The organism is Cellulomonas triticagri (assembly GCF_003696205.1).
GTDB classification, from domain to species: Bacteria; Actinomycetota; Actinomycetes; order Actinomycetales; family Cellulomonadaceae; genus Cellulomonas; species Cellulomonas triticagri.
In genome coordinates, this window is record NZ_RFFI01000130.1 from 1 (window position 1) to 11,308 (window position 11,308).

Genomic DNA, 11,308 nt, shown 5'->3' on the forward strand with positions numbered 1-11,308 from the left:
GGCGAGGCCGTCGAGCAGCCCGGCGTCGAGCGGCGCCGACAGCGACGGCCCGCCCGGGGTCGCGGTCGCGAGGCCGCGGGGCAGCACGTCGAGGTCGAGGGCGTCGGCGGCGGGGCGGGCGCTCCAGGCGCGCGCGACCGACTCGCTCTCCGACGGGGTGCCGTTGCGGGCGTCGAACTGCGCGGCGAGCGCGTCGACCTGCGCGCGCAGCCAGTCGTCGAGCTCGGCGACGGTCGCGGCGGGCACGGCCGTGAGGCGCACGGCGCGCTCCCCGTGCCCGGCCTCGCGCAGCACGTGGGTCGCGGAGCCGACGAGGCGCCCGAACGCGAGGCGGGAGTACGGGGTGTCCCCGCCGGTCAGGTACTGCTGATCCGCCTCGATCGCCCGCAGGGCGCGGTCGACCTGGCCGCCCCGGGCGAGCAGGCGCACGCGGCGACCCCGGGCGCCGACCATGTCGGACTCGGCCTGCGCGAGCGCGGCGACGGCCTGGCGGTGGGCGCGCGCGGCGTCGCGGGGACGGCCGGTGTCGAGGTACGCCTCGGCGAGGTAGGAGAGCATGTCGGCGGGCTCGGACGCGCACGACGGGTTCTCGGTGAGGGTCCGCTCGATGAGCCGGATGCCCTCCTCGACCCGGTCGGTGGCGATGAGCCACGCCGCGCGGTCGCCGGGGTCGCACGCCTCGCACTGGGAGAAGTCGTCGCGGGGCGTCGCGATCCACGCCTGGTAGGCGTCCTCGACGTCGGCGGCGCCGCGCTGCCGGGCCCACGCGAACCGCTCGTAGACGACGGCGTCCATGCCGTTGCCGGCGAGGGCGTACCGGCGCTCCATGTCGGCGAGCGTGCGGTCGATCTGCTCGGCGGGCACGGTCGGGAAGTCCGCGAGGCCGGAGATCATCCACTTGAACGACCAGAACATGCCGTGCGTGTCGTGGGCGTCGAAGTGCTCGGGGTGCTCGTCCCACCAGCGCAGCAGGCGCGCGAACGCGACGAACGACCGGTCGACCTCGCCGCCCCACTGGTACGCCTCGACCAGCGTGCCCAGCGCGTAGGCGCGCGCGGCGTCCGGCCCCTCGGCGTCGACCAGGCGCACCTGGCGCTCGGCGGCCTGGCTGCGGGCCAGCCCGTACGGCATCTCCCGGACCCGGGTGATCTCCCGGTTGGCCTCGTCCAGCGTGCGGCTCACGCCCGCTCCTCCCCGGCCGGTCCCCCGGCCGCCTCGTCGTCCGGACCCGCGGCGGCGCGGCGCCCGCCGTCCAGCCCGGCCCGCAGCAGCACCGACATCGAGCCGGTCATGAGCTCGGACTCCCGCGCGCGCAGGGGCTCCCCCGCGAGCAGCAGCGCCGAGACGTACAGCGAGCGCAGGCCCGCGGTGAAGACCTCGCCGACGGGTGCGGCAAGCAGGTCGCGCACCAGCGGGGAGGCGTCGTTGAGCACGAGCTGCCGGGCCGCGGCGGGGGCAGCGAAGCCCGCGAGGACGTCGCTCCACACGTCGTCGGCCTCGGACATCGCGGCCTGCAGGTCCCGCTGGTGGTCGCCGTCGCGGTCGTGCAGCAGCACGGCCGGCAGGCTCGCGGGCTCGAAGGTGCGCAGCACGAGGTCGGTGTCGAGCGGGCGCAGCACGTCCCCGCCCGCGCGGACGGCGTCCAGGGTGGCGAGCTCGCGCTCCGGGGTGACCGTGCCGAGCACCTGGGCGATGTCGCCCGCGCCGAGCGGCCGGACCTCGCCCGGCGAGCGCCGGGCGTACCGGGCGAGCAGGTCCGCGTCGTAGACGTACCCGGCGTTGACGACGGCGATGCCCTGGGCGCGCGCGACGGGCGCGATGCGCTTGTACTCCTCGAGCGTCGGCGCGTAGACGACGCGGCCGTGCTCGGCGGCGACCTCCGCGAGGGTCAGCGTCCCGTCGGTGGTCTCGTAGGGCAGGATCCGCGACGCGAGGTCGAGCATCGTGTCGTCGGTCAGCGCGAGCGACCGGACCGCCAGGTGGTGCGTCGCGACGAACTGCTGGGCGAGCGTGGTGCTGGACTCCAGGGTCGTCAGGGTCCAGTCCCGCACGGCGCCCGCGAGCGCCTCCTGCGTCGCCAGCAGCACCTCGTCGGTGTACAGCTGCTCGCGGGAGGCCGTGGGGCGCAGCCCGGTGGCGTCGATGGCGCAGCGGACGAAGAACGCCCAGTCCGGGAGCAGCCCCTCGACCCGGGTGCCCAGCAGCATCCGCTTCAGGGAGACCCGGTGCGAGCCGCCCCCACCGGGCGGCACGGCGGCGGGCAGCACGAAGGCCACCCCGGTGACGCCCGCGAGCGGCACCTCGAGGTCGACGTGCGCCAACGGCGTGAAGCCGAAGGTCGTCTCGCAGTACCGCACGAGCGCACGGGAGCGCGCGGCCTCGTCCGGGTAGGTCCGCGCCCACGGCAGGTCGGGCGCCGAGACCCGGCGCCACACGTGCCCGGGTCGCGGCCCGCCGTCGGCGGGCGGCGGCGCGGCGGCGTCGGCCCCGCTGAGCGGGACCTCGACCGCGAGGTCGACCGGCAGCAGGGACCCGAACTCCGCGGCGAGCGCCGCGACCGTCTCCCCCGCGAGCCAGTGCTCCATGTCCCGTCGGGGCCGCAGGCGCACGGTGCTGCCCACCGGCAGCGCCGGCCCGTCCGCGGGCAGCTCGACCAGGTCGTACGACCCGTCGGCGTGACCGCGCCAGCGCACCGCCGGGGCGTCCGGCTCGCGGGCGGAGCGCGAGACGAGCTCGATCTCGTCCGCGACCATGAACGCCGACAGCAGGCCGATGCCGAACTGCCCGAGGAACTCCTCGCGGCCCAGCCCGAGGTCCAGGTCGCGCTTGGACGAGCGCCCGACGGTCGCGAGCAGCTCCTCGGCCTCGGCACGGGTCAGGCCCACGCCGGAGTCCACGACCAGGAGCGACCCGTCGGCGAGCGGCCGCAGCCGCACCGTCGCCGGGGCGTCCGGGTCCAGCGCACGCCGCGCGGTGATCGCGTCCACGCCGTTCTGGAGCAGCTCGCGCACGTAGACGCGCGGGCCGGAGTACAGGTGCCGGGCGAGCAGGTCGACGACGCCGTGCAGGTCGACCTGGAACGCCTGGGCCGCGGGGTCCGTCATCGGCGCCGGGTCACTCGCTCTCGTACTCGGCCTTGGCGGCGGCCGCCTCGTCCGGGTACTGCTCGTCCAGGTGCTCGAACAGGCTCAGGGCGGTGGTGATGCCGCAGGCCAGGTGCAGGTCCAGCTGCTCGTCGGTGACGCCGTGCTCGTAGTCCACGGTGTGCTCGGCGTACACGCCCACGACGTCGTCCTCGCGGCGCACGTAGCCCTTGGGCCACAGCTTGGAGGCGTTCCAGTCGTTGACGAGCTCGACCACGCGGGCGAACTGGTCGATGCCGACCTTGCGGTTCCAGCGGCCGCGGGTCTGCAGGTACTCCTGCTGGCCGCCCATGCGGAAGAAGTAGAACAGGTGCCCGTCCCAGTAGCCGCCGATGTCGCCGTCGTCGTCGACGCCGTAGCGCATGTCCCGCGAGTCCAGCACCGCGGTGACGCGGTCGTGCGACAGCGCCTGCGGCGCGGGTCCGGCGCCCGCGGCGTCCGGCTTGGTGAAGAAGCCCATGTCCGTCCTTCTGCTCTCGAGACGACGTCGGCGCCGTCCGCTGGGGGGTAACGGTGCTGGTGACGGCCCCGTGCGGACCCGTCTGCGACTGAGCCTAACCCGGACCGCCGACAGCACCAGGGGTCCGGCCGGGGCCAGACGGGTGCCCGAAATGCCCGACCGTGTGAATCGCGGCGGCGCACGCTGGCAGGTGGCGCGGCCCCGCGTATGGTGTGGCCATGGGTCTGTTCCGGAACCGGCGCCCCCGTCGCGGGGACGAGCACGCCTCGGGGTCCGGCGGCGGCGCGGGCCGCGCACCCGGCTCCCGGACACCCGTCCCGGTGAACCCCGGACGCGGCGGTCTGCGCGCCGGGACGCCCCTGGCCGGCACCGTGGACGACGGCCGCCCGACCCCCCTGAGCACGGACCGCGTGGTCCGCTGGTTCCGGGACAACGACTTCCACTACTTCACCGACGACGACGGCGACCTCGGCGGGCTGTGGCGCGGGCGGCTGTTCTACTTCTTCCTGTTCGGGGAGCGGCAGGAGATCCTGCAGGTCCGCGGGCAGTGGCACCGCGAGGTCGCGCTGGAGCGGCTCGAGGAGGTGCTCGACGCCTGCACCGAGTGGAACGCCGAGCGCATCTGGCCGAAGGCGTACGTGCGGGTCCGCGACAACGGCATGGTGCACGTGGTCGCCGAGGTCTCGACCGACCTGGAGCACGGCGCCACCGACGAGCAGCTGAGCCAGATCCTGTTCTGCGGGCTGAGCTCGTCCAGCACGTTCTTCGACGCGATCGACGAGCTGTACCCGGACCCCGCGGCGGTGGCCCCGTGAGCGACCCCCGCACCCCCGGCTGGCTGTCCCGCGTCCTCGGCGACCGCAGCACCCCGCCGCCCGCCGAGCGCCGCGTCGTGCCGCAGGCCCGGCCCACGCCGCTCACCCGGGACCGGGTCGGCGACGCGCTGTCCGAGCACGGCTACCACTTCCGCACGGACGAGGACGGCGACCTCACGGGCGTCTGGAACGACTCCCGGTTCTGGTTCCTGCTGCTCGGCGAGCAGCGGGAGATCCTCCAGGTCCGGGGTCGTTGGCACCGGCAGCTGCCCGTCGCCAGCCGGCGCGCGGTCACCCTCGCCCTCAACGACTGGAACCGCGAGCGCATCTGGCCGAAGCTCTACCTCCGCGAGGAGGAGGGCGAGCTCGCGATCTACTCCGAGGTCTCGACCGACCTGGAGCACGGCGTCACCGCCGAGCAGCTGGACCAGCTGATCTCGTGCGGCCTGGGCACGGGCGTGCAGGCGTTCGCGTCGTTCGACACGCTGCTGCCGCCGCAGGTCTGAGGGCCGGGCGCGCGGGCGCCGTCGGCGCGGCGTCAGCGGGGGGCGCGGCCGAGCGTCGGGAGGCCGAGCAGGACCGGTGCGGCTGGGCCGCCCGGCGTCCCGCCGCCGGTGCCGCAGGCGTCACCGCCGTGGGCGTCGTCGCCGGTGACGCCGCGCTCCCACGCGTCGCCGCCGCGGGTCCGGCGCACCGCGAACGTCCCGCCCTGCGCGCCGGAGTCGGCGACCAGGTGGTGCGGGGCGGCGTGCGTGACCTCGACGGTCACGATGTCGCCGGGACGCGGCAGGTCCGCCTCCGCGAGGCCCTCGGGCAGCGCGAGGTGCACGAGGCGGTTGTCGGCCGCGCGCCCCGACAGGCGGCGGGTGGCGCCGTCCTTGCGGCCCTCGCCCTCCGCGAGCAGCACCTCGACGGTGCGACCCGTCTGGCGCTGCGCCTCCTCCAGGCCGATGCGGTCCTGCAGGGCGATCAGGCGCTCGTAGCGCTCCTGCACGACCGCCTTGGGCAGCTGGTCCGGGAGGTCCGCGGCGGGCGTGCCCGGGCGCGGCGAGTACTGGAACGTGAACGCCGACGAGAACCGCGACGCCTCGACCACGCGCAGGGTCTCGGCGAAGTCCTCCTCCGTCTCCCCCGGGAAGCCCACGATGATGTCGGTGGTGATCGCGGCGTCCGGCATCTGCGCCCGCACCCGGTCGAGGATGCCGAGGAACTTCTCGGAGCGGTACGACCGGCGCATCGCGCGCAGCACCCGGTCGGAGCCGGACTGCAGCGGCATGTGCAGGGTCGGCATCACCGTCGGGGTCTCGGCCATCGCGGCGATGACGTCGTCGGTGAACGCGGCCGGGTGCGGCGACGTGAAGCGCAGCCGCTCCAGGCCCGGGGTCGCGCCCGCGGCGCGCAGCAGCTTCGCGAACGCCCCCCGGTCGCCGAACTCGACGCCGTAGGAGTTGACGTTCTGCCCCAGCAGCGTGACCTCGACCGCGCCCTGGTCGACCAGCGCGGCGACCTCGGCGAGCACGTCGCCGGGTCGGCGGTCGCGCTCCTTGCCGCGCAGGTGCGGCACGATGCAGAACGTGCAGGTGTTATTGCACCCGACGCTGATCGACACCCAGCCCGCGTAGGCGGACTCGCGACGGGTCGGCAGCGTCGAGGGGAAGACCTTCAGCGACTCCTCGATCTCGACCTCGGCGGCCTGGTTGTGCCGCGCCCGCTCCAGCAGCACCGGCAGCACGTCGAGGTTGTGCGTCCCGAACACGACGTCGACCCACGGGGCGCGCTCGACGATGCCGGAGCGGTCCTTCTGCGCGAGGCACCCGCCGACGGCGATCTGCATGCCCGGGCGCGACCGCTTCGTGCCCGCGAGCCGGCCGAGGTTGCCGTAGAGCTTGTCCGCCGCGTTCTCGCGGACCGCGCACGTGTTGATGACGATGACGTCGGCGTCCTCCGCCGCGGCGGCCTCCGGCGTCGCCGCCACGTAGCCGGCCTGCTCCAGCATGCCGGCCATGTGCTCGGAGTCGTGGACGTTCATCTGGCAGCCCAGCGTCTTGACCAGGTAGGTGCGCGCGGGCTCGCCCGCCGCCGGGGACGTGGGGGCGTCGACCGGGGCGAGGACGGGGGGCGTCGTCGTCATGCTCATCGCGGACCAGGGTACGTCCGCGCTCCGACGCCGACCGCGCCGTGACCCCGGCCCGCACCCCGGTTGACCACCGCGCGGCCAGCACATGACCTCAACGTTTCCGTTCTGTGACCTCAAACGCTGGCGCAGTTAACAATCGGACCATAGGTTCCAGGGATGGCACAGCCCGTTCCGGCGCCGGCCTCGCAGCCCGGCGAGCCCCTCGTCGTCCTCGACCACGTCGACAAGCACTTCGGCGCCCTGCACGTCCTGCAGGACGTCAACCTCACCGTGCGCCGCGGCGAGGTCGTCGTCGTCATCGGACCCTCCGGCAGCGGCAAGTCCACGCTCTGCCGCACGATCAACCGCCTGGAGACCATCGACTCCGGCAGCATCACGCTCGACGGCGTGCCGCTGCCCGCCGAGGGCAAGGCCCTCGCCCGGCTGCGCGCCGACGTCGGCATGGTCTTCCAGTCGTTCAACCTGTTCGCGCACCGCACCGTGCTCGACAACGTCACCCTGGGCCTGCGCAAGGTCCGCCGCATCCCCGGCGGGCAGGCGAAGGAGCGCGCCATGGCGCTGCTGGAGCGCGTCGGCGTCTCCTCGCAGGCCGCGAAGCTGCCCGCCCAGCTGTCCGGCGGCCAGCAGCAGCGCGTCGCCATCGCCCGCGCGCTGGCCATGGAGCCCAAGGTCATGCTCTTCGACGAGCCGACCTCCGCGCTCGACCCCGAGATGATCAACGAGGTGCTCGACGTCATGACCGCCCTCGCGGGCGAGGGCATGACGATGGTCGTCGTCACGCACGAGATGGGCTTCGCCCGCCGTGCGGCCGACCGCGTCGTCTTCATGGACGGCGGCCGGATCGTCGAGGAGGCCGACCCGGAGACGTTCTTCACCGCGCCCCGCAGCGAGCGGGCCCGCGACTTCCTGTCGAAGATCCTCACCCACTGACCCGCTCGACCTCACGAGCGCACCTCACCGACACGACACGCACCGACCCGCGACGCAAGGAGCTCCCGATGAGAACCCGCACCGCAGCACCGATCGCCCTCGCCGCCGCCGCCCTCCTGACGCTCACCGCGTGCGGCGGGTCGTCCGACGACGCCGCCTCCGAGCCCGAGGTCTCCGACGTCGCCGCCGCGGACTTCCCCGAGGGCTCGACCATGGCCGCGCTCGCCGAGTCCGGCAGCATCACCATCGGCACCAAGTTCGACCAGCCGCTGTTCGGCCTGGTCGGCCCCGACGGCACCCCCGAGGGCTTCGACGTCGAGATCGGCAAGATCATCGCCGGCGCGCTGGGCATCGCCCCGGAGGACATCGACTGGAAGGAGACCATCTCCGCCAACCGCGAGTCCTTCATCGAGTCCGGCCAGGTCGACGTCGTCATCGCGACGTACACGATCAACGACGACCGCAAGGAGGTCGTGTCGTTCGCGGGCCCGTACTACGAGGCCGGCCAGTCGATCCTCACGCTCGCCGACAACGAGGACATCCAGGGCCCCGACGACCTCGCGGGCAAGAAGGTCTGCACCGTCTCCGGGTCCACCCCCGAGGCCAACCTCCTGGAGAACTTCCCCGACACCGAGGTCGTCCCCTTCGGCGCGTACTCCGACTGCCTCGAGCCGCTGCGCGGCGGCCAGGTCGACGCCGTCAGCACCGACAACGTGATCCTCGCCGGGTTCGCGGCCGACGACCCGTCGTTCGAGGTGCGCGGCGAGCCGTTCACCGCCGAGCCCTACGGCATCGGCCTCGCGCTGGACGACACCGAGTTCCGCAACTGGATCAACGACGTCCTCGAGGCCAGCTACGAGGACGGCACCTGGACCACCGCGTGGGAGAACACCGCCGGTTCCGTCCTGCCGACCCCGGAGCCCCCGGCCGTCGACCGGTACTGACACCGGAGCCCGGCCCGCGCAGACCGCGCGGGCCGGGCTGCCCGCACGTCCCCTGCTCCTCCCCGAAGAAGGACCCCGCGTGGATCTCCTCGCCGACAACCTGCCGGCCTACCTGAGCGGCTTCCTGTTCACGCTGCGCCTCACCGTGATCTCCGGTGCCATCGCCCTGGTGGTCGGGACGGTGCTCGCCGCGATGCGCGTCTCCCCCGTCGCCACCCTGCGGGGCCTCGCCGTCACCTACGTCGAGCTGCTGCGCAACACCCCGCTCACCCTCGTGTTCTTCTTCCTCGTCTTCGTGGCCCCGCAGTTCGGCGTCCGCACCCCGCTCGGGTTCTGGACCGCCGTCATCGCGCTGTCCGCGTACACCTCCGCCTTCGTCTGCGAGGCCGTGCGATCCGGCATCAACGGCGTCCCCGTCGGGCAGGCCGAGGCCGCGCGCGCCGTCGGCCTCACCTTCGGGCAGACGCTCAGCCTCGTCGTCCTCCCCCAGGCCGTGCGCTCCGTCATCCCGCCCCTGATCAACGTGCTCATCGCCCTCGCGAAGAACACCTCCGTCGCCGCCGGGTTCGCCTCCGTCGAGCTGCTCGCCTCCGGACGACGCATCGCGCTCGCCAACCCCTCCGACGCCATGCTCGCCCTCGCGGGCGTCGCGCTGTTCTACCTGGTCATCACGATCCCCGCCGGCCTGCTCGCCGGCGTCCTCGAGCGGAAGGTGGCGTTCGCCCGATGAGCTCCGTCCTGTACGACGAGCCCGGCCCCCGCGCGCGCCGCCGGGAGCGCATCGGCTCCGTCATCGGTGCCGTGCTGATCGTCGGCGTGCTCGCCCTCGCGTTCCGGTACGCCTGGGACCAGGGCCTGTTCGGCGCCGACCGCTGGGACGTGCTGTACGACCCGCCGAAGAACCAGACCGCCGAGGACGTCTGGCGCTCCATGGTCGTCATCGGCCTGGGCGCCACCCTGCGCGCCGCCGCCGTCGCCGCGCCCCTCGCACTCGTCCTCGGGCTGCTGCTCGCCATGTGGCGCACCACCCAGCACCGCTGGCTGCGCGCCCCCGCGACCGCCGTCATCGAGCTGTTCCGCGGCCTGCCCGTGCTGCTCATGATGCTGTTCGCGCTGCTCGGCTTCGGCTGGGACGCGTTCTCCTCGGTCGTGTTCGGGCTCACCGTCTACAACATGGCGATCATCGCGGAGATCCTGCGCGCCGGGCTCGCCTCGCTGCCGAAGGGCCAGACCGAGGCCGCCTACGCCATCGGGCTGTCCCGGGTGCAGACCCTGCTGCTCGTGCAGCTGCCCCAGGCCGTGCGCACCATGCTGCCGAGCCTCGTCGCCCAGCTCGTGGTGCTGCTCAAGGACTCCTCGCTCGGGTTCATCGTCGGGTACCCCGAGCTGCTCAAGGCCATGCAGAACAACGCCCAGTACTTCGGGGCGCGGTACTACGTCGCGCTGTTCGTCGTCGGCGCGGGGATCTACCTCGTCGTGAACATCTCGCTCACCCGGCTCGCGGTGTGGCTCCAGGGCCGCAGCACCCGCACGGCGGGCACCGTCACCGTCGACCCGACCGTCACCCCCGCGGCGCCCGCGTCGCGCTGAGCGCACCGGACCGCAACCCGGAGACGACGACGGCCGGGGTCGAGCACACGCTCGACCCCGGCCGTCGTCGTCGGTGCGGTCAGCCCGCCGTAGCGCTCGCGCGGACCTCGCGGACGACGGTCACCTTGATCTCGCCCGGGTAGCTCAGGTCGTGCTCGATGTGCCGCGCGATCTCCACCGCGAGCTTGCCGAGGTCCGTGTCCGGCACCTGGCTCGGCTCCACGACGACCCGCATCTCCCGGCCCGCCGCCATCGCCAGTGCCCGCCGGACGCCGGCGTGGCTCGCGACGAGCTCCTCCAGCTGCTCCAACCGCTCGACGTGCTGGTCCACGTCCTCGCGGCGCGCACCCGGGCGGGCCGCCGACAGGGCGTCCGCGACCTGCACCAGCACCGCCTCGACCGTCTCGGCCGGGACCTCGTCGTGGTGCGCGGCGATGGCGTTCACCACCACCTCCGACTCCCCGTGCCGTGCCGCCAGGGCCGCACCGACCTGCGCGTGCGTCCCCGGGACCTCGCCGGTCAGCGCCTTGCCGATGTCGTGCAGCAGCGCCCCGCGCCGGGCGACGTCGACGTCCGCACCGATCTCCGCCGCCACCTGCGCGGCCAGCAGCGCCGACTCCACCAGGTGGTCCAGCACGTTCTGCCCGAAGGAGGTGCGCAGCCGCAGCCGCCCGAGCACCCGCACGAGCTCCGGGTCCAGGCCCCGCACCCCGGCGCGCTCGGCGGCGTCGTGGCCCGCCTCCTCGCTGCGGTGGTCGGCGCCGGCCTGCGCCTCGGCGTACGCGGTCTCGATCCGCTGCGGGTTGATCCGGCCGTCCGCCATCAGCGCCTCGAGCGCCACCGTCGCGACCTCGCGGCGGTCCGCGTCGAAGCAGGACAGCACGACGTGCTCCGGCGACTCGTCGATGAGGACGTTCACGCCGGTCAGCGCCTCGAAGAGCCGGATGTTCCGACCCTCCTTGCCGATGATGCGGCCCTTCATCTCGTCCGACGGCAGCGGGACCAGCGTCACGCTGCTCTGGCTGCTGGTCGCGACCGCCGTCCGCTGCACCGCCGTCGCCACGACGCGTCGCGCCCGAGACTCCGCCGTCCGGCGGGCCTGCGCCTCGATGCGCCGGACCGCCGCGGCGGCCGCCGTCGCGGCCTCGGACGTGAGCTGGCGCAGCAGCTCCGCACGCGCTTCGGCCGCCGTGAGCCCGGAGGTGGCCTCCAGGCGCTCCACGGCCTCGCGGTCCGCCGCCGCGACCCGCTCGGCCGCGGTGCGCTCGGCCTCCGCCAGCGTCTCGGCG

The 11,308-nt window shown here is 74.1% G+C and carries 11 protein-coding genes; 6 read left to right on the forward strand and 5 right to left on the reverse strand.

From position 1 onward, the window contains the following. The 3 genes from EBM89_RS17580 to EBM89_RS17590 all read right to left on the reverse strand — a co-directional run. A partial coding sequence (locus EBM89_RS17580) for a tetratricopeptide repeat protein (protein WP_500778892.1) occupies positions 1–1,182 on the reverse strand: 1,182 nt, incomplete at its 3' end. After that, complete coding sequence (locus EBM89_RS17585) at positions 1,179–3,104, reverse strand: HSP90 family protein (protein ID WP_122150939.1); 1,926 nt, start codon at positions 3,102–3,104, stop codon at positions 1,179–1,181. The genes EBM89_RS17585 and EBM89_RS17580, both read right to left, overlap by 4 nt. A 10-nt stretch (positions 3,105–3,114) precedes the next feature. Beyond that, complete coding sequence (locus EBM89_RS17590) at positions 3,115–3,603, reverse strand: type III secretion system chaperone family protein (protein ID WP_122150940.1); 489 nt, start codon at positions 3,601–3,603, stop codon at positions 3,115–3,117. 218 nt (positions 3,604–3,821) lie between these two features. Here EBM89_RS17590 and EBM89_RS17595 point away from each other — a divergent pair, with 218 nt between their 5' ends. Together EBM89_RS17595 and EBM89_RS17600 are read left to right on the forward strand one after the other, a co-directional pair. Then, complete coding sequence (locus EBM89_RS17595; RefSeq protein ID WP_122150941.1) at positions 3,822–4,418, forward strand: type III secretion system chaperone family protein; 597 nt, start codon at positions 3,822–3,824, stop codon at positions 4,416–4,418. Continuing rightward, positions 4,415–4,924, forward strand: coding sequence for a type III secretion system chaperone family protein (locus tag EBM89_RS17600; RefSeq protein ID WP_122150942.1), 510 nt, complete (start codon positions 4,415–4,417; stop codon positions 4,922–4,924). The genes EBM89_RS17595 and EBM89_RS17600 overlap by 4 nt, the downstream gene beginning before the upstream one ends. Before the next feature lie 32 nt (positions 4,925–4,956). Here the strand turns inward: EBM89_RS17600 and miaB are convergent, their stop codons facing one another. Next, positions 4,957–6,555 (reverse strand): tRNA (N6-isopentenyl adenosine(37)-C2)-methylthiotransferase MiaB, encoded by a 1,599-nt coding sequence (gene miaB / locus EBM89_RS17605; protein WP_122150943.1) that lies wholly within the window; start codon positions 6,553–6,555, stop codon positions 4,957–4,959. 156 nt (positions 6,556–6,711) lie between these two features. Here miaB and EBM89_RS17610 point away from each other — a divergent pair, with 156 nt between their 5' ends. From EBM89_RS17610 to EBM89_RS17625, 4 genes are all read left to right on the forward strand, one after another. After that, positions 6,712–7,485 (forward strand): amino acid ABC transporter ATP-binding protein, encoded by a 774-nt coding sequence (locus EBM89_RS17610; RefSeq protein ID WP_122150944.1) that lies wholly within the window; start codon positions 6,712–6,714, stop codon positions 7,483–7,485. Positions 7,486–7,553: 68 nt separating this feature from the next. After that, a complete protein-coding gene (locus tag EBM89_RS17615) occupies positions 7,554–8,429 on the forward strand; it encodes a glutamate ABC transporter substrate-binding protein (RefSeq protein WP_122150945.1) in 876 nt (291 codons plus the stop codon). 79 nt (positions 8,430–8,508) lie between these two features. Next, a complete protein-coding gene (locus tag EBM89_RS17620) occupies positions 8,509–9,159 on the forward strand; it encodes an amino acid ABC transporter permease (RefSeq protein WP_122150946.1) in 651 nt (216 codons plus the stop codon). Then, positions 9,156–10,019: an amino acid ABC transporter permease gene (locus EBM89_RS17625; protein WP_122150947.1), complete on the forward strand. Its 864-nt coding sequence runs from the start codon at positions 9,156–9,158 to the stop codon at positions 10,017–10,019. Before EBM89_RS17620 ends, EBM89_RS17625 begins: the two co-directional genes overlap by 4 nt. A 79-nt stretch (positions 10,020–10,098) precedes the next feature. Here EBM89_RS17625 and rny read toward each other — a convergent pair. Beyond that, positions 10,099–11,308: ribonuclease Y (gene rny, locus EBM89_RS17630; protein WP_122150948.1), on the reverse strand; the 1,210-nt coding region annotated here is incomplete at its 5' end.

Bases quoted from the DNA above. Each gene is read 5' to 3' on its own strand.
- EBM89_RS17585 (WP_122150939.1), bottom strand. From the start codon at position 3,104: ATGACGGACCCCGCGGCCCAGGCGTTCCAGGTCGACCTGCACGGCGTC.
- EBM89_RS17590 (WP_122150940.1), bottom strand. From the start codon at position 3,603: ATGGGCTTCTTCACCAAGCCGGACGCCGCGGGCGCCGGACCCGCGCCG.
- EBM89_RS17595 (WP_122150941.1), top strand. From the start codon at position 3,822: ATGGGTCTGTTCCGGAACCGGCGCCCCCGTCGCGGGGACGAGCACGCC.
- miaB (WP_122150943.1), bottom strand. From the start codon at position 6,555: ATGAGCATGACGACGACGCCCCCCGTCCTCGCCCCGGTCGACGCCCCC.
- EBM89_RS17610 (WP_122150944.1), top strand. From the start codon at position 6,712: ATGGCACAGCCCGTTCCGGCGCCGGCCTCGCAGCCCGGCGAGCCCCTC.
- EBM89_RS17615 (WP_122150945.1), top strand. From the start codon at position 7,554: ATGAGAACCCGCACCGCAGCACCGATCGCCCTCGCCGCCGCCGCCCTC.
- EBM89_RS17625 (WP_122150947.1), top strand. From the start codon at position 9,156: ATGAGCTCCGTCCTGTACGACGAGCCCGGCCCCCGCGCGCGCCGCCGG.